This window comes from Microcystis sp. M_QC_C_20170808_M9Col (genome assembly GCF_007095495.1).
Classification (GTDB): Bacteria; Cyanobacteriota; Cyanobacteriia; order Cyanobacteriales; family Microcystaceae; genus Microcystis; species Microcystis aeruginosa.
Genome location: NZ_SFBZ01000005.1, coordinates 1 through 16,498 on the forward strand (window position 1 = coordinate 1; position 16,498 = coordinate 16,498).

The 16,498-nt window shown below is 44.5% G+C and carries 19 protein-coding genes; 12 read left to right on the plus strand and 7 right to left on the minus strand.

Annotated elements, in window-relative coordinates; translation table 11 throughout:
- Positions 1–259 precede the first annotated feature (259 nt).
- Positions 260–1,039, minus strand: a complete 780-nt coding sequence (locus EWV68_RS00295) for a hypothetical protein (RefSeq protein WP_072319831.1) — start codon at positions 1,037–1,039, stop codon at positions 260–262.
- A 538-nt stretch (positions 1,040–1,577) separates the two neighbouring features.
- On the opposite strand from EWV68_RS00295, the gene EWV68_RS00300 reads away from it, so the two are divergent.
- The gene (locus tag EWV68_RS00300; protein WP_287168439.1) at positions 1,578–3,908 is read left to right on the plus strand and encodes a heavy metal translocating P-type ATPase; all 2,331 of its coding nucleotides are present in this window, start codon (positions 1,578–1,580) and stop codon (positions 3,906–3,908) included.
- Between the two features lie 199 nt (positions 3,909–4,107).
- Here EWV68_RS00300 and EWV68_RS00305 read toward each other — a convergent pair whose 3' ends face one another.
- The gene (locus tag EWV68_RS00305; RefSeq protein WP_147071878.1) at positions 4,108–4,449 is read right to left on the minus strand and encodes a hypothetical protein; all 342 of its coding nucleotides are present in this window, start codon (positions 4,447–4,449) and stop codon (positions 4,108–4,110) included.
- A gap of 12 nt (positions 4,450–4,461) precedes the next feature.
- Between EWV68_RS00305 and holB the strand changes: the two genes are divergently transcribed.
- A complete protein-coding gene (holB, locus tag EWV68_RS00310; RefSeq protein WP_287168431.1) occupies positions 4,462–5,427 on the plus strand; it encodes a DNA polymerase III subunit delta' in 966 nt (321 codons plus the stop codon).
- 37 nt (positions 5,428–5,464) lie between these two features.
- Positions 5,465–5,683, plus strand: coding sequence for a neurohypophysial hormones like protein (locus tag EWV68_RS00315; RefSeq protein ID WP_190718481.1), 219 nt, complete (start codon positions 5,465–5,467; stop codon positions 5,681–5,683).
- A 433-nt stretch (positions 5,684–6,116) separates the two neighbouring features.
- On the opposite strand, the gene ftsH2 is transcribed toward EWV68_RS00315, so the two are convergent.
- On the minus strand, positions 6,117–8,003 hold the full coding sequence (gene ftsH2 / locus EWV68_RS00320) for an ATP-dependent zinc metalloprotease FtsH2 (protein WP_287168432.1): 1,887 nt from the start codon (positions 8,001–8,003) through the stop codon (positions 6,117–6,119).
- Positions 8,004–8,250: 247 nt separating this feature from the next.
- Here ftsH2 and EWV68_RS00325 point away from each other — a divergent pair, with 247 nt between their 5' ends.
- Together EWV68_RS00325 and EWV68_RS00330 are read left to right on the plus strand one after the other, a co-directional pair.
- Positions 8,251–8,436, plus strand: a complete 186-nt coding sequence (locus EWV68_RS00325; protein ID WP_275576601.1) for a type II restriction endonuclease — start codon at positions 8,251–8,253, stop codon at positions 8,434–8,436.
- Positions 8,437–8,451: 15 nt separating this feature from the next.
- The gene (locus EWV68_RS00330) at positions 8,452–9,384 is read left to right on the plus strand and encodes a DNA adenine methylase (protein ID WP_061432728.1); all 933 of its coding nucleotides are present in this window, start codon (positions 8,452–8,454) and stop codon (positions 9,382–9,384) included.
- 35 nt (positions 9,385–9,419) lie between these two features.
- On the opposite strand, the gene EWV68_RS00335 is transcribed toward EWV68_RS00330, so the two are convergent.
- Positions 9,420–9,719 (minus strand): hypothetical protein, encoded by a 300-nt coding sequence (locus EWV68_RS00335; protein ID WP_002795928.1) that lies wholly within the window; start codon positions 9,717–9,719, stop codon positions 9,420–9,422.
- Between the two features lie 334 nt (positions 9,720–10,053).
- Here EWV68_RS00335 and psbX point away from each other — a divergent pair, with 334 nt between their 5' ends.
- A complete protein-coding gene (psbX, locus tag EWV68_RS00340; RefSeq protein ID WP_002733679.1) occupies positions 10,054–10,173 on the plus strand; it encodes a photosystem II reaction center X protein in 120 nt (39 codons plus the stop codon).
- A gap of 44 nt (positions 10,174–10,217) precedes the next feature.
- On the opposite strand, the gene EWV68_RS00345 is transcribed toward psbX, so the two are convergent.
- Together EWV68_RS00345 and EWV68_RS00350 are read right to left on the minus strand one after the other, a co-directional pair.
- Entirely contained in the window at positions 10,218–10,865 is a 648-nt protein-coding gene (locus EWV68_RS00345) for a ComF family protein (RefSeq protein ID WP_287168433.1), read from the minus strand.
- Entirely contained in the window at positions 10,834–11,133 is a 300-nt protein-coding gene (locus EWV68_RS00350; protein ID WP_287168435.1) for a DUF1816 domain-containing protein, read from the minus strand. The genes EWV68_RS00345 and EWV68_RS00350 overlap by 32 nt, the downstream gene beginning before the upstream one ends.
- Before the next feature lie 255 nt (positions 11,134–11,388).
- On the opposite strand from EWV68_RS00350, the gene EWV68_RS00355 reads away from it, so the two are divergent.
- The 5 genes from EWV68_RS00355 (at position 11,389) to EWV68_RS00375 (ending at position 14,900) form a co-directional block, all read left to right on the plus strand.
- Positions 11,389–11,748, plus strand: coding sequence for a ferredoxin thioredoxin reductase catalytic beta subunit (locus EWV68_RS00355; RefSeq protein WP_002760795.1), 360 nt, complete (start codon positions 11,389–11,391; stop codon positions 11,746–11,748).
- 9 nt (positions 11,749–11,757) lie between these two features.
- A complete protein-coding gene (locus EWV68_RS00360; protein WP_287168436.1) occupies positions 11,758–12,183 on the plus strand; it encodes a DUF309 domain-containing protein in 426 nt (141 codons plus the stop codon).
- A 49-nt stretch (positions 12,184–12,232) separates the two neighbouring features.
- A complete protein-coding gene (locus tag EWV68_RS00365; protein ID WP_061432733.1) occupies positions 12,233–12,733 on the plus strand; it encodes an LptA/OstA family protein in 501 nt (166 codons plus the stop codon).
- Between the two features lie 237 nt (positions 12,734–12,970).
- Entirely contained in the window at positions 12,971–13,699 is a 729-nt protein-coding gene (gene lptB / locus EWV68_RS00370; protein WP_061432734.1) for an LPS export ABC transporter ATP-binding protein, read from the plus strand.
- Between the two features lie 31 nt (positions 13,700–13,730).
- A complete protein-coding gene (locus EWV68_RS00375) occupies positions 13,731–14,900 on the plus strand; it encodes an LptF/LptG family permease (RefSeq protein ID WP_287168437.1) in 1,170 nt (389 codons plus the stop codon).
- A gap of 36 nt (positions 14,901–14,936) precedes the next feature.
- On the opposite strand, the gene rsmI is transcribed toward EWV68_RS00375, so the two are convergent.
- The gene (gene rsmI, locus EWV68_RS00380) at positions 14,937–15,776 is read right to left on the minus strand and encodes a 16S rRNA (cytidine(1402)-2'-O)-methyltransferase (RefSeq protein WP_287168438.1); all 840 of its coding nucleotides are present in this window, start codon (positions 15,774–15,776) and stop codon (positions 14,937–14,939) included.
- 396 nt (positions 15,777–16,172) lie between these two features.
- On the opposite strand from rsmI, the gene EWV68_RS00385 reads away from it, so the two are divergent.
- Positions 16,173–16,289 carry a photosystem II reaction center protein I gene (locus tag EWV68_RS00385; RefSeq protein ID WP_002732356.1) on the plus strand — a complete coding sequence of 39 codons (117 nt, stop codon included), beginning with the start codon at positions 16,173–16,175 and terminating at the stop codon, positions 16,287–16,289.
- Positions 16,290–16,498: the final 209 nt, after the last annotated feature.

Sequence of the window (16,498 nt, forward strand, 5' to 3'; positions counted from 1 at the left end):
CGCACCCTACAAGATCGCACTGAAACAGTCCAGTAGAGTGTGTTAGCGTTAGCGTAACGCACGAATTTTGAACATTAGATAAGGTGCGTTACATTTCATTAACGCACCCTACCAGAGCGGCGATCGCACTACAATATCGGCGATCGCACTGTCTAACGAATTCGTTCACCGGGCGCGCCCCTGTAACCGTGAACTACAGACGCGACGTGGGGCGCTCTCCGGTGCAATAGATGTTAGGCCGGAATGGAAAAGAAAGAGCTTATCTAGACTCTTTTCGCTTCGACATAAAATCAATTAGCTCCTTGACAGCATTATCTGCCATTGCATCAGTTGCTACATCTGCCGCCCTGATCCTTCGTACCTCGACTCCTTCGTGTGTGAGAGGTACTAACCGTTTATCCGCTTCAGCAGGCGTTTCTTTATGGAAAGAATCACCATCAACCTCAACAACAAATGTTAACCCTTTGAAGATTACGACGAAATCAGGTTCTAGCCTCCTGTTATACCCGTTAACGATTCTCACAAAAACGGGAAGGGGAGCCACTGCAAGCTTGGCTCGTGTCATCGCCTCAAAAAGTACAATTTCTGCTTTTGATCGAAATAAAAGCCCGCGATGCTCTTTTGAGGCTATATTGTCGCTCCGCACTCTGCCCTGATTAGTCACGCCCTCGCCTTTGATAAATCGTAAAGCCTCCTCTCGCCAGCCCTCGTTGGCAAAACTGACTTTGGGGAAAATAATAACTTTTTTCAGATCATCTACAGGTGTTGAGATGAAGAAGCTTTTTCCTACGTCGCAAATCGCTTCCTCTGTTTGCACTCTTTCATCGTCAGTAAGCGCCTGAAAAATATGAATAGGCACAGAGATGAACAGTAACCAGAAATCAATGCCCCAATCTGTCTCTGCTTGTTCAAATCTACTATCACCTTCTACGATCATCGTGAGAGCGCGGGCGTCACCGCGAATTTTTAGAGAAGTCGCCAATGATGCGAGAAAATCTTCAATTGGAAATGGGCGTTCAGGCATAACAGTAGAGGACATTTCGTTTGAAAATATTCATCTCACATTCAATGAGACGCTTTGAGAACTAATGAGGCCTAACTATATATTAGGCGGAAATTTTCCGTACATTACGCCAAATACACATTTTTTTAAGAATCTTTCCGTATATTACGCTCAAATGGAGCGATCGCGAGAAGTTTTCCGTATAATATTACGATAAGCGTGTTATGCCGATTAGCGTACTCTGTGATGAACCCTCCCCCACTGATTTGTTCAAAGTTTTCTCGTTGTGCGACTGTCAGATCAACTTTATCTCGCCTACATCTTCCCATGATTGATGTCCTCAGTTGAGCCTATCTATTGCCCTATTTTAGCTGTGTCAGTCCAGTAGCCTGTGTTAGCGTCAGCGTAACGCACGAATTTTGGACATTAGATAAGGTGCGTTACATTTCATTAACGCACCCTACAAGATCTATTGCCGATCGAGAATGAATCAGGAAGAGATCGCTAAAATAGTTTAAAAATCCGTCGAGAATTTCTAGGATAGAAGTAAAGACCATCCTTGCCTACTTTTTCTATGATCCTAGCCGCCGAAACTGGACTAAAAACCGCTACTCTAGACGTAAAAGGCATGAAATGCGCTGGCTGTGTTAGTGCCGTAGAACGACAACTCAGCCAAAATCAAGGGGTAAAATCGGCCCAAGTTAATCTAATCACGGAAATTGCCGTGATTGAATACCAACCAGATGCGATCGCACCAGAGCAGTTAGCCGCAAAATTAACCGCGATTGGATTCCCCACCCAACCGCGCAGCTCATCGACTCCCCTTTCTCAACAAAATCAACGTCGGCAAAACCAACAAAAAGAACGGCAACAACAATTATACCGATTAGCGATCGCTTGTTGTTTACTGGTTTTTTCCCTGATTGGTCACTTACACCACATCGGGGGACCAGAAATCCCCATCCTTCAAAGTATTGCTTTTCACTGGACTTTAGCCACCCTAGCCATTTTATTCCCCGGCCGCGATATTTTCATCGATGGTTGGCGGGGATTACGGCACGGGATGCCAAATATGAACACTCTCGTTAGTTTAGGCACAGGTAGCGCCTATATAGCCAGTTGTTTGGCTCTTATCTTCCCTAATCTCGGTCTAGAGTGCTTTTTCGATGAACCGGTCATGCTGTTAGGTTTTATTCTCCTCGGACGGACTCTAGAAGCGCATTCCCGTCATCGTGCAGCCGCAGACTTAGAAGCGCTTACTTCCCTACAACCGGCAGTGGCTCACCTGATTGGTAGTACAGATGACCGTGTGGGCGTGGCCATTCCCGTGGAACAGCTGCGCGTCGGGGAATGGGTGCGCGTCTTACCCGGAGAAAAAATTCCCGTGGATGGGGAGATTATTCAGGGAAGAACCACGGTAGATGAAGCTTTATTAACGGGGGAATCGCTGCCGGTGGTCAAGGAAATGGGAGATCTAGTCATTGCTGGCAGTTTCAATCTCTCTGGTGCGATTGCGGTGCAAACTCGTCAGGTGGGGACTGATACCACCCTAGCTAAGATTATCGCAGCCGTGGAATCAGCCCAAACTCGCAAGGCCCCAGTACAGAAGATAGCGGACCGGGTAGCGGGTTATTTTGCCTACGGAGTCATGATAATTGCCCTAATTGTGCTGCTCTTTTGGTATTTTTGGGGAACTAGGCTCTTTCCAGAGGTGTTAGGGTCAACCACAGGACACCACGAGATGATTCAACCCACTTCTCCCCTACTTTTGTCCCTAAAATTAGCGATTTCCGTGCTTGTGGTCGCTTGTCCCTGCGCTCTCGGTTTAGCCACACCGACGGCCCTACTGGTGGGAACCAGTTTAGCAGCCGAACGGGGCATTTTAATTAAAGGGGGTGATGTTTTGGAAACCGTCTCGCAACTGCAAACGGTGGTTTTTGACAAAACGGGAACCCTTAGCCAAGGTCATCCGGAAATTACCGATTGTTTGAGTTTTTCTATCCTTAATCCCCTGGAAATTCAACAATTAGCGGCAGTAGTGGAGAGTGGTACTAATCATCCTCTCGCTCGGGCGATTTTAGACGCGGTTACTCCCCCTACTAACCTGACGGGGGAAGATTTTCAAACTGTGGCCGGATTGGGAGTTTCTGCAAGGGTGCAGGGGTCGAAAATTGTTCTGGGAAATCGGCAATGGTTAGCCCAGAACGGCATTAAAATCGATGAAACTATCTGGGGGATTCAAGAGCTTTTACAAGCGGGTAAAACGGTGATTTATCTGGGGATGGAAGAACAATTACTCGGCGCGATCGCTTTTCAGGATCGATTACGTCCCGATGCTCAAACAACCGTGAATCAGTTACAAAAACTCGGTTTAGAGGTGATTTTACTCAGTGGTGATCGCCAAGAAGTGGTGACAGCGATCGCTAATAGTTTGGGTATTAGCCAATTTTATGCCGAAGTTGCCCCCACCGAAAAATCCGCCTTAATTGCCGACCTACAGACAAAAGAGGGCAAAATCGTGGCTATGGTCGGGGATGGTATCAATGACGCTCCTGCACTAGGACAGGCTAACATCGGTATTGCTCTGGCCGGTGGCACGGAAGTGGCCATAAAAACGGCTGGGATCGTTTTAATTAGCGATCGCCTGGAGGATGTGGTGCAATCTCTGCATTTAAGTCTGGCCACATGGCAAAAAATCCGACAAAATCTTTTTTGGGCTTTGGGTTATAATACCTTTGCTATTCCCATTGCCGGTGGTTTATTACTGCCCCGTTGGGGTCTAGCCTTCAGTCCGGCCCTAGCAGCAGCTTTAATGGCTTTTAGTTCGGTTATGGTAGTGAGTAATTCCTTGCTTTTACGTCGTCAATTTCCCCCGCTCAAATCGACCCAGGAAGGCAAAAATTAAAGCAATTACCGATTTTTTCTCGATCAATCTATCAAGCACCAAAAAGAGCGGCTCTCTTATTCTTTGTGTGATAAGTTTCACTGATACAGGAGCGATCAATCTCTGTGTCCTCTGTGTCTTTGTGGTTCGTTACCTAAGAGAGCCAAGATGGTATTTTGTCCCCGTCTTTGTCAGTTGACGGAGACAGGAACAAATCGGGTTAAGCGGTAATTCTGGTCAGGGATTGGCCTTGATAATTTTTGGTAATAATCTGGTGAATAGATTGGAAAAATTGCCGACAACGATTATTAGTTCTCAGGGGCAATTCATGATTTTTTACCAATAAATCGATCTGAAGTTCCGAGCTAGTGGGAGGATGAATAAATAATTCCACTTTCACTAACTGGGGAAAGAGAGCATCGTTAGGAACTTCCGATAAAAGCAAGACATCGGGCCGGCGCTTGATGATTTCAAATTCACCCAAACTTAGGATATCATCGTATAAAAACCCGGTCTGATGGGGAGAAATTCCGACAAAATAAGAACAGGAATAGCGAGCCATGGCAGGGAAAAGATGATAGATTGGTCACGGTTAATCGGTCAAAATCAGGCCATTGAACTACTACAAAGAGCGCTTGAAATCAATTCGATCGCTCCCGCTTACTTATTCGCCGGCGCTAAGGGGATTGGACGCAATCTGGCCGCAAAATGTTTCTGTCAAGACTTGTTAACTAGAGATCGATCGCCGGAAGCAAGGGAATTAATCCTGAAACGCTTTCTGGGGGGCAATCATCCCGATTTACTCTGGATTGAACCCACTTATCAACACCAAGGCAAACTGCTCACCGCAAAAGAAGCACAGGAAAGCAATCTCAAGCGTAAAGCCCCCCCGCAAATCCGCATCGAGCAAATTCGCGAGATTACTAACTTTTTAAGTCGTCCTCCCCTGGAATCGTCCCGCTCTGTGGTAGTGATCGAGCAAGCAGACACCATGACGGAATCGGCGGCAAATGCCCTCTTAAAAACGCTTGAGGAACCGGGAAAAGCCACTTTAATCCTGATTGCTCCCAGTCCCTCCTCTTTACTACCTACTCTCGTTTCTCGCTGTCAACACATCCCTTTTCAGCGTCTTTCGGAAGAAAATCTCGCTCAAGTCCTCCGCTCTAACGGACAAGCTCGCGTTCTCAATTATCCGGCAATTCTCGGTTTAGCCCAAGGTAGCCCCGGAGAAGCGATCGCCGCTTTAGAGTTTCTCGACAGTCTCCCCCAAGATTTACCGCGATCTTTGAGCAAATTTCCCCTAAAACTCTCCCAAGCACTGGAATTAGCCAAAATTATCGCCCAAACTCTTGACACGGAAACCCAATTATGGTATGTGAGTTATCTTCAGTATGAGGATTGGCAACGACGACGAGAGCGATCGATTTTAGAAATCTTGGAAAAAACCCGCCGGCAGCTGTTAGCCTACGTTCAACCCCGTTTAGTCTGGGAATGCACTTTCTTGGCATTGGCCAAACTATCCACCGCCCAAAAGTCTTAAAATTGTTATATTTATCGATCGAGTGGGGAGAAAGACCTTGAAAATCAAATCCTTAGTTTTGCTGATTCTGTTAACCTTGACTACGGTTTTAGGTGCTTGTCAGGGAGGAAAAGAAGCCGAAGAACCGAAAACCGTCCCTACCACGGTAGAATCCCCCCAAAAAGACGAAGATAGCGATAAAGACGGGGAAAAGCAGCAAAAAGACGGTGATAATCAACGGGATAAAAAAGACGATGACGATGACGATGACGACTAATTGTAAAAATCAAAAAATTATTGTTAGGGTTAGGAGTCAGTAGCCAGTAGTCAGTAGTCAGGAGAATTAAGAATGAGAATAATAATCAATTAAATGGTCTATTTACAGATTTTATGCCATTTAATCCTTATTTTTGTCGTTTTTGAACCCTTAACTAGGGTTTGCGGCAAAAAGTACGGGCGAAGCATTCGGTTAGAAAATCTACGGTTTCACCGATAGGTGATTGTCCGAATGCTTCGCCCCTACAGGACGCGGGCCGATGAAGACGCAAGGTTTTGAACGACGATTCTCTCAAAATCTTGCACCTGTTTCGCGAAAAAAGCCACAAAACTCTTACCTTGCCTACATTTCACATTTATTCAGCAAACCCTAACTAGGATAAAAAAATCGGGTGAGCTTTAACCCACCCGATCGCCTATAGATTGAAATCAACCTATAACTGTGGTACAAACTGTTCTTTTTCGGGAACGTAGGCGTATTCAGCCACAATTTGCCGGAATTCTTCCCCATTGATCGTTTCTTTTTCGATCAGCAGATCCACCACTCGATCGATCACTTCGCGATGATCGCGGACAATTTGTCGAGAAATTTCATGGCAGTGTTCCACGATCGATCGCACCTGATCATCGATGCGAGTAGCGACCTTCTCAGAATACTCGGAACGAGTCATCAAACCGCCACCGAGGAACACTTCACCCCCTTGACTTTCTAGGGACAAAGGACCCAAATCGCTCATCCCGAAACGAGTCACCATCTGACGCGCCATATCAGAGACTTGCTGTAAATCACCACCGGCACCGGTAGTCACCTCATCATAGCCGAAGATTTCTTCCTCAGCCGCCCGACCACCTAAAGCACCGGAAATCCGGGCCATTAACTGCGCTTTCGTGGTTAAACCCTGTTCTTCGTTGGGAGTGAACCAAGTTAAACCCTGGGCCTGTCCCCGGGGAATCAGAGTCACTTTCTGGACGGGATCGTGATCTTTTAAGAGCGTACCCACGATCGCATGGCCCACTTCATGGTAAGCGATTAAGCGCTTGCTCTTGCTATCGACTAAAGGAGTACCTTCCATACCGGCGATAACGCGATCTACCGCGTCATCTATCTCTAGGAGGGTAATGGCATCTTTGCGACGACGGGCGGTTAAAATTGCCGCTTCGTTCAGTAAATTGGCTAAATCTGCTCCACTGAACCCCGGAGTGCGACGGGCGATCGCTTCGATGGAAACGTCGTTAGCCAGCTTTTTATTGCGGGCATGAACGTCTAAAATCTCTAAACGACCTTTAAAATCGGGCGCATCCACGGTTACTTGCCGATCAAAACGGCCCGGACGCATGAGAGCGGAATCGAGAACATCGGGGCGGTTAGTGGCGGCAATGATGATAATTCCCGTATTCCCCTCGAAACCGTCCATTTCTGTCAATAATTGGTTCAGGGTTTGTTCCCGTTCATCGTTACCGCCACCGATACCGGCACCCCGTTGACGACCTACTGCGTCAATTTCATCGATAAAGATCAAACAGGGAGCATTTTCCTTGGCTTTTTTGAACAAATCGCGCACGCGAGAAGCACCGACACCGACAAACATTTCCACAAATTCCGAACCGGAAATGCTGAAGAAAGGTACACCCGCTTCACCGGCGATCGCTTTGGCTAACAGGGTTTTACCCGTACCGGGAGGGCCAACTAACAGGACTCCTTTGGGGATTTTGGCACCGACGGCGGTAAATTTCTCCGGTTGTTTGAGGAAAGTGACGACTTCCTGTAATTCTTCCTTCGCTTCGTCAATTCCCGCCACATCATCAAAGGTGATGCCGGTTTTCGCTTCCATCTGGAAACGGGCTTTTGATTTACCAAAACTCATCGCTTGACCCGGACCGCCTGGGATATTATTAGAACGGCGGAACAGGAAAAAGAGAGCGGCAATCAGCAAAAAGGGGAAAAGTAGATTACCGAGGAATCCCCACCAAGCGCCGTCATTCCGCATCGGGTGAGCATCGAAACTAATTTTAGAATCGCGTAAACGGGCGATCAAATCCGGGGAATTGGCCGGTAAATCGACCCGTAGGCGTTGTACTCGGTTTTCTAGTTCTGGATCTAGGGCCTGTACGATCGCGGTTCTGCCACCTTCGTAGAGATCGACGCTGACAACCCTACCACTGTCTAGGTATTCTAGAAAGCGTCCGTAGGTCATGCGGGTAGTGGCGGTGTTATTGCCGATATTACTGGTGGCCGTGGCAAAAGTGCCTTGCCAGAGGAAAAAACCGACCACGAGGGCGGGCAATGTCCACAGTAAAATCGTTTTCCAGGATAGTTTCATGTTTGTTTAGTGGTTCTAGGATAAAGATTTTTGCTTAACTCATTTAGCTGTTTTTGTCAAGGATTTTACGTTATTTTTTCGAGATTAATCCCCGCAGCCAATTAAATCTTAACTAAATGTAACGTAATTCTCATAATTCTGACAAGAATGGTGACGAGAGATTTTTTTTAGTTCATTTGTTCTAGCAAGAGTCTCATGGTTTCTGGGATAAGCTGTACTGAATTTAAACTGCCTAGAAGTATATACTATATCTATTGATACGAAAATCATCCCCAAAATCCTAGAATTGCTTCTTTTTCCCATATTTGATAATTTTGCTAGATGTAACCAATTAAAGATAGAGTTAGTATCTCAACAAAATTTTTACCCTGATTTGACCTTTATTCACGAGCCAACAGGAGCTAAGTTGGCTGTGGATAGAGATTACTATTGATGAGGAGAGTGTTTAGTGAAGTTAACGCCACTTGTGCCACCGATTAAGTGTCAAGGAATTAAAACTAAATTGGTAAAAGATGTTAAAAATATTGTGTCTGATCTTAGCTTTGGGCGTTGGATAGAACCCTTTTCTGGATCGGGGGTGGTGGCTTTTAATATTAATCCCAAAAAGGCTTTACTTGCGGACACAAATACCCATATTATCCAGTTTTATAATAATCTAAAAAATCAAGTTATTACCAGTAAAACTGTTAAGCTTTTTTTGCAAGAAAATGGTCAAGTTCTTAAGGAGCAGGGAGAAAGTTATTATTATCAAGTACGAGAAAGATTTAATCAATCTCCTAATTCTCTAGATTTTTTATTTCTCAATCGCTCCTGTTTTAATGGCGTGATGAGATTCAATCGTAAGGGACAGTTTAACGTACCTTACTGTCATAAATCAGAACGATTTTCTCAAGCATATATTACCAAAATAGTCAATCAAGTTATTGCCCTAGAAAATATTCTTATTAAAACTGATTATAATTTTCAAGTTGCTGACTTTCGAGAGACTTTATCTGATTGGCAAAAAACAGACTTGATCTATCTCGATCCTCCTTATTTAGGGAGACACGTCGATTATTTTAACTCTTGGTCTGAAGAGGATGAAGATTGTTTGGTGACTATTTTAAAGGATATTGCTTGTCGGTTTATTTTGTCCACTTGGCACAGTAATCAGTTTAGAAGCAATCCTTTAATTAAAAAAAATTGGAGTGCTGATAAGTTTTATATCTATACTAAACAGCATTTTTATCATGTGGGTTCCACAGAAAAATTGCGTCATCCGATCACCGAAGCGCTCATTACTAACTTTAAAATTCCCTTGTTGCCAGAGCGAGGAACTGATTTGCAACAACTGTCATTATTCCCATCGACAGCAGAAAATGAGGGAGTGAGAACAGTCTAGAAGATGCCTAGTTGCTAATTCTCACTCCTTACTATTTATCCTTGGCTTTGGCGTAGATGGTCATTAATTTGGCGTTTGCGCTTTTCTTCGGGGGCAGTGCTAGTAATTTCGCCAAAATCTTCGCTACTCATGGAAAGATGGGACATTATCTTTCTTTTGCGCTCTTTAGCAGTTAATTCCGGTGAAGGAGTTACTGGAGGCGGCGCTGCCACGGGTTCCGCTGCCACCGGAGGAGTTTCCACAATTGGCAGCGGTTTTTTGGGAATATAGTCAGCACCAGTGGTACTTCTGGAGAGATGATCGAGAATGCGCCGTTTGCGATCGTCAGTAGCCATAAAAATCTTTGCCAATCTAGTTTAAAGTTTTGTAACTATCACCTATTGTCAAACATCCCTATCCCCTTGAGAAGTCAAGGGAGACTTTATCTTGAGGGATTGAAGACATATATAGCGTTTTTCAGTCTGCTGAGGTACAAAAGTTATGGGTTTTAGGCAAAAGGCAAGAGGCAAAAGTCAAAAGGGAAGAAAAATATGTGTACCTCACTAGCTTAGGAAACGCTATAATAACCTGCGATCGCATTTATCTGGTCGTGGAACTGGAGGTCTTCTCGCCCAAGGTGATAAGATAAAAAACTAAGTCTTTGAAAATATGACAAAGGATTTATCTATCATGACACCCTCTTTAGCTAACTTTCTCTGGAGCCTTGTTTTAGGTGCGGTTATCGTCCTGATCCCTGCCACTATCGGTTTGATTTTCATCAGTCAATACGACAAGATCAAACGGACTTAATTTAATCTAACTCTAAAATGCCTAGACCGATTCCTCTGGGCATTTTAGCTAATTTTGGAACTGGCAAGAGCGATCGCACCGACTACCCTATATCCCTCTGTTTGTAAAACCTGCACAGCCTCCTCAATCGTGGTTCCCGTGGTATAAATATCATCAATTAAGAGAATCGGCACTGATTTCGGTAAATTTTTCCCCAGTTGAAAAGCCGCTTGCATCGTCTTTTTTCTCTCCTCGGCTGCCAGACTAAATAAAGCTGCCGTGTTCTTAATCCGAATTAATCCGCGACTAGCCAGAGGATAACCGGTTAAACGACAAAAACCCTCGGCAATGACTTCTGCTTGATTAAAACCCCTTTCCCTTAACCTTTCTGGGTGGAGAGGGATAGGAATCACCGTCAAACGTTTATCGGTGAGGGGAGGACGAAGGAGCCAAGTTTCCCCCATGCAACTGCCTAGCAAAGAGCCGAGAGCGGGATGGCGATCATATTTCATTTTAGCGATCGCCTGTTTTAATTTACCTTCATAGCGTCCCCAGATAAACAGGGGAATAGAACCGTGCCAGAGAAAAAGCGGGTTATTCTGACGATATGCCTGTAATTGTCGCCCACAATCACGGCAAAGCTCTCGCTCGCTCTGCCGTTGACAAAGAGGACAGGGAGACTTAAGAAATAAAGCGAGAAAAGGTTCGAGCATGGGAAGCAAAAGTTTTAGCTAGATCCTGACTTCCATCGTCAAAAACGGTCAAATAACGGGGATTACTCCGCTCTATCGAAAGACTAATTCCTTGCGCTCCTTCGGACTCTATATCTTGTAGATAACCCCCCTGATGCTGTTGTGCTTCCTCAAAAGAAGCAAAGGGACCAAAATAGTAAATACAGTGGGGGGAAAGGGAGGTAATTTTCAGCCACCAAGGTGTATTATCGTCAGAAATTTTATTTGTCTCCAAGAAAGATAAAATCATGTTCTGGTAGTGATAGGGGACAGGGATTGCAGGAATCAAGGACAGGTTTTTAGGAACTTTGCCCCCATAATTCCGATTTGCGGGCCAAAAAATCGAGCTTTTGGCCAAAGAGAGTCTTTTTATCGTATTAGAATAACAAGGGGATCGGTCGCCAAATCGAAAGAGATTCTAAAAATTCCCTTCAGCCAAGGGGAAGCGGATCGAGATAGGATAGTAAAAAGTTTTTTTTTAGAAAGCTAAGGGGATCAGATAACTATGAGCCAGATCACAGACACGGATAAGAGTCTTGAGGCGATGAAGAATTTTGCCGAACAGTACGCTAGACGTACAAATACTTATTTCTGTAGCGATCTCTCGGTGACAGCCGTAGTAATTGAGGGATTAGCGCGTCATAAGGACGAATTAGGCGCTCCTTTATGTCCCTGTCGTCACTACGAAGACAAAGAAGCGGAGGTAAAAAATACTTTCTGGAATTGTCCCTGTGTACCGATGCGGGAACGGAAAGAATGTCACTGTATGCTATTTATTACCCCCGATAACGAGTTTGCTGGGGAAGAACAGATAATTTCCCTCGACTATATCCAAGAAGTCCGCGAATCGATGAAGGGGCATTAGTTTAGGGTAATGACAGCCACCGCTTTTGGCCAAGGAATCGACGAATTTAATCGCCAGCAATTCTATGCTTGTCATGATACCCTAGAGGCTTTGTGGATGGAGTCCACAGAGCCTGAAAAAACCTTTTATCAAGGCATTTTGCAGATTGCTGTCGCTTGTTACCATCTGGAAAATAATAACTGGCGCGGGGCGGTAATTCTTTTGGGAGAAGGGGTTAGACGTTTGCAACACTATCAACCCGATTACGAGGGGATCAACGTGACGCACTTGGTTGGGGAGAGTTTGGATCTATTAAACTTTTTACAGAATCTCGATCCCCAAGCTTTACCGACAGTGCTAGAAGCGATGAAAAACAATCAGGAACATCCTCATCCCCACCTTGATCGATCTATCTGTTCTCTGCCGAAAATCCTCAAAAGTCATCCCGTTCTCTAAAAAGCTAGATTAGTTAGTCAATACAATTACGTCTATAGGTGAGATTTCTATGAGAGCAAGATACGCAAAAATCAGAGGATGGCTAGTTTCCCTCGTTTCTGCTGGCTTAATCATGGGATTGGGCAATTCTCCCCTAGTCAAAGCACAGCAGAACATTGTACCAGGTAATGCCATGACAGTGCGATCGGATATTCAGGAGGCGAACTCAAAAACGGGGGTAATTACTGCTCGGGGTAACGTACAAGTGTTCTATCCTGCCCGCAAAATGCAGGCCACTTCCGCTCAAGCTCAGTATTTTAGCCGCGAACGTCGTTTAGTGATGACGGGTAACGTTTACGTTTTGCAGGAAGGCAACAGTATCCGCGCCGAAACGATGACTTATCTTGTCGATGAGGGCAGATTTATCGCTACTCCCCAAACCAGTCAGCAGGTGGAGTCAATTTATTTAGTCAAAGATAACGAAACTTCCCCCCAACCGGCTGCTTCTCCGACACCCGCACCCATACCTTCCCCTTCCCTCCCCGCTGCCCCAATTATTAACCCGCAGTGATAGTCAGGACTCAGGAGTCAGGAGTCAGGAGTCAGGAGTCAGGAGTCAGGAGTCAGGAATCAGGAGACAGGAGATTATTTTTATTTATTCTTCCCACACCCTACACCCTACACCCCACACCCCACACCCTACACCCCACACCCCACACCCCACACCCCACACCCCACACCCTACACCCCACCCCCCCACTTCCCCACACCCCACACCCCACACCCCACACCCCAACACCGGATAAAGATGACTTTAGTATTAGAAAATATCCATAAATCCTACGGTAAAAGGCTCGTGGTTAACCGGGTGAGTATTACTGTTGCCCCGGGGGAAATTGTCGGGTTATTGGGGCCAAATGGTGCGGGGAAAACCACAACTTTTTATATCGCCACGGGATTAATTAAACCGAATCAAGGGCGCGTTTGGCTCGATCAAAAAGAAATTACCAAATTACCCCTTAATCAAAGGGCGCGTCTGGGTATTGGCTATCTGACGCAGCAGGCCAGTATTTTTCGTTATTTAACTGTATCAGAAAATATTCAGTTAGCCCTAGAACAGTCGGGGGTTCCCTTTTCCCAACGGGCAAATCGTCTCTATGATTTATTAAAAGAATTTCGCCTCGATAAGATTGTTCGCACTAAAGGAGCCTACGTTTCCGGAGGAGAAAGAAGGAGGACAGAATTAGCTCGCGCTTTAGCGGTGGGAGTCAACGGACCGAGATTTTTATTATTAGATGAACCTTTCGCCGGGGTGGATCCGATCGCCGTGTCCGAGATTCAAGCGATGATTGCTGGTTTAAGGGAGCGTCAGATGGGAATTTTAATTACCGATCACAATGTGCGAGAAACTTTGGCTATCACTAATCGGGCTTATATTATGCGCGAAGGGCAGATTTTAGCGGCGGGAAGTGGCGAAGAACTTTATAATAATCCTCTGGTGCGTCAGTATTATTTGGGTGATAATTTTTTCCGATAATTGTTATTAATAAAAATCGCTGCATTATATCATGAAAGTTGGCAATTGGCAAGGAAATTTAAGTAGAATACCCGGATTTAGCATCTTAGACCGCTATATTTTTGTCGAGTTATTATTGCCCTTTTTATTTGGTATGGGTTTATTCACTTCTTTGGGAGTGGCGATCGGTACTCTATTTGATTTAGTGCGACGGATTACTGAATCGGGTTTACCTTTTACTTTGGCCTTAAAAATTCTCTTATTAAAAATGCCAGAGTTTATCGTTTTAGCCTTTCCGATGTCGATACTTTTAGCGGCTTTAATGGCCTACAGTCGTTTAGCCAGTGATAGCGAATTAATTGCTTTGAAAAGTATTGGAATTAGTGTTTATCGCCTAATAATTCCCGCCATTGTGCTAAGTTTAATAGTGACGGGATTAACCTACGTTTTTAACGATTATGTGGCTCCGGCTGCCAGTTATGAAGCTAATGCTACCATGACCAAAGCCCTGCGACCAAATCGCAAATCTTTTATTGAAGATAATATTATTTATCCTGAATACGGCAAAGTGCGGCAGCCAGATGGAGGGCAACCCCAAACGGTATTAAGAAGGTTATTTTATGCCGAAAGATTTAACGGTCAAGAGATGCTAGGTTTAACCATTCTCGATCGCACCCAGCCGGAAGTTAATCAAATTATTACCTCAGAATCAGCTTCTTGGAATATTGAAAAAAATATTTGGGATTTTTATAACGGCACAATTTATCTAATTGATCCTAAGGGTTCCTATCGTAATATTGTCCGCTTTCAACATCAACAATTAGCCCTACCGCGTACCCCTTTAGATTTAGCTTTTCGGGCGCGAGATGGTTCAGAAATGACCCTAAGACAAGCGCGGGAATACCTAGAAATACTGCAATTAAGCGGCAATCCTACCAAAATTAGAAAATTGCAGGTTCAAATCGAGCAGAAAATATCTTTACCCTTTGTTTGTTTAGTTTTTGGGATGATTGGGGCAGCCTTGGGATTACGTCCCCAAAATTCTAATAAAGCCACCAGTTTCGGTATTTGTATTGTCCTAATTTTCTCCTATTATCTCCTATCTTTTGTCACCAGTTCCTTAGGCATTGGCGGAGTTTTAACCCCCTTGATGGCCGCTTGGTTGCCCAACATTTTAGGATTAACTGCTGGGGGAATTTTGTTACTTCAATCGGCTAAGTAATCGAGGGTTAGCGGTGGGAATAAAAATTGATAATCATCAAATTTCTAGGGCTAATTTGTATAAACGACTGCGGGATAAATTAGTAACCTGTGCTAATTGTCTGCTGGCTTGCGATCGATTAACTCCTCCTTCGATAATTTGTTTTAATTCCCGTTTTAATTCCTCATCGGATAATTGGATATTATCGGCCTGATTGTTGCCCATAACTACGATCGTAAATTCCCCTTTAGGAGTTTTATTCTCCTGATATAAATTAATCGCCTCGGCGATAGTTCCTCGCCAAATTTCTTCGTAAAGCTTGGTTAATTCCCGACCTAAAACTATCTTTCTCGTTGATCCGAAAGTTGCGCGTAAATCCTCCAAAGTCTTAATAAGTTTGTGAGGTGCTTCATAAAAAACCATCGTTCTTGTTTCGGTTTTTAAACTCTCTAAGCGCTCTTGTTTCAGCTTTTCCTTACCCGGAAGAAATCCTTCAAAACAGAATCTTTCCGTGGGTAATCCCGACACCGCTAAAGCAGTAATTACCGCGGTTACTCCGGGGATGGGAACCACTTCGATATTAGCTTCTATACAAGCTTTAATTAACTCATAACCCGGGTCAGAAATTCCAGGCATTCCCGCATCAGTAACCAAGGCGATATCCTGACCTTGGCTGAGAATATTTAATAACTCATCGAGACGGGAAAGACGATTATGTTCGTGGTAACTAATTTGAGGGGTCAGAATATCAAAATGCTGCAATAATTTGCCAGTGTGTCTGGTATCTTCGGCAGCAATTAGAGTGACTTTTTGGAGAGTTGCCAGGGCTCGGAAAGTCAGATCGTCTAAATTGCCGATCGGCGTTCCCACCACATATAATTTACCGATATTATTCATAAATTAGCTAAAAATAGGCTATTTAGTCGTATTTTCAGTGATCAGTAAACGGTAAACAGTAGGCTGATAACCGATCACCGATCACTGATCAGACTGTCCACTAAAAACTCATAAGTAGGGAGGCACAATTATTTGTAGGATAGGTTAGCGGTAGCGTAACATGAGCGGGCGTTGGGTTTCATGCTTCAACCCAACCTACGTTCATCTTATATTTAATTCCACCCACCCACTTATCTGATCACTGATAACTGATAACTGATAACTGATAACTGATAACTGACGACTGAAGACCGATCGCTTTTCTCTGTTCAGGGATCGCCCAAATAGGGTAAAGTAGGTCAAGGTATGATCACCCCTGTTATTGAATTAATCTAGTCTAAGGAGAACGTCTTAGTAATGTTAACCCTAAAAATCGCCGTTTATATCGTTGTTTCCTTCTTTGTCTTACTTTTTATCTTTGGCTTCCTTTCCGGCGATCCTACCCGTAACCCCGGACGCAAAGACTTTGAGTAGAAGACAATTAACAAACTGGTTCTAGGGTAGAGGCACAGGGAACAAGTTATTAAACTTTCCCTGTCTCCCTAGAAATAATGATCATGGTAGTATCATCGGAAATTTTGGGTCTGAAACCCCGCCGTTCTAGGTTGGCTTTACGTTAGAATTAAAAGGCCAGTCTCGAAAACCAAGTGGACGGCGCAGCACCTTGAAAACTCGGCTTAGGG

Bases quoted from the DNA above. Each gene is read 5' to 3' on its own strand.
- EWV68_RS00295 (WP_072319831.1), bottom strand. From the start codon at position 1,039: ATGTCCTCTACTGTTATGCCTGAACGCCCATTTCCAATTGAAGATTTT.
- EWV68_RS00300 (WP_287168439.1), top strand. From the start codon at position 1,578: ATGATCCTAGCCGCCGAAACTGGACTAAAAACCGCTACTCTAGACGTA.
- EWV68_RS00305 (WP_147071878.1), bottom strand. From the start codon at position 4,449: ATGGCTCGCTATTCCTGTTCTTATTTTGTCGGAATTTCTCCCCATCAG.
- holB (WP_287168431.1), top strand. From the start codon at position 4,462: ATGATAGATTGGTCACGGTTAATCGGTCAAAATCAGGCCATTGAACTA.
- ftsH2 (WP_287168432.1), bottom strand. From the start codon at position 8,003: ATGAAACTATCCTGGAAAACGATTTTACTGTGGACATTGCCCGCCCTC.
- EWV68_RS00335 (WP_002795928.1), bottom strand. From the start codon at position 9,719: ATGGCTACTGACGATCGCAAACGGCGCATTCTCGATCATCTCTCCAGA.
- psbX (WP_002733679.1), top strand. From the start codon at position 10,054: ATGACACCCTCTTTAGCTAACTTTCTCTGGAGCCTTGTTTTAGGTGCG.
- EWV68_RS00345 (WP_287168433.1), bottom strand. From the start codon at position 10,865: ATGCTCGAACCTTTTCTCGCTTTATTTCTTAAGTCTCCCTGTCCTCTT.
- EWV68_RS00350 (WP_287168435.1), bottom strand. From the start codon at position 11,133: ATGATTTTATCTTTCTTGGAGACAAATAAAATTTCTGACGATAATACA.
- EWV68_RS00355 (WP_002760795.1), top strand. From the start codon at position 11,389: ATGAGCCAGATCACAGACACGGATAAGAGTCTTGAGGCGATGAAGAAT.
- EWV68_RS00360 (WP_287168436.1), top strand. From the start codon at position 11,758: ATGACAGCCACCGCTTTTGGCCAAGGAATCGACGAATTTAATCGCCAG.
- EWV68_RS00365 (WP_061432733.1), top strand. From the start codon at position 12,233: ATGAGAGCAAGATACGCAAAAATCAGAGGATGGCTAGTTTCCCTCGTT.
- lptB (WP_061432734.1), top strand. From the start codon at position 12,971: ATGACTTTAGTATTAGAAAATATCCATAAATCCTACGGTAAAAGGCTC.
- EWV68_RS00375 (WP_287168437.1), top strand. From the start codon at position 13,731: ATGAAAGTTGGCAATTGGCAAGGAAATTTAAGTAGAATACCCGGATTT.
- rsmI (WP_287168438.1), bottom strand. From the start codon at position 15,776: ATGAATAATATCGGTAAATTATATGTGGTGGGAACGCCGATCGGCAAT.
- EWV68_RS00385 (WP_002732356.1), top strand. From the start codon at position 16,173: ATGTTAACCCTAAAAATCGCCGTTTATATCGTTGTTTCCTTCTTTGTC.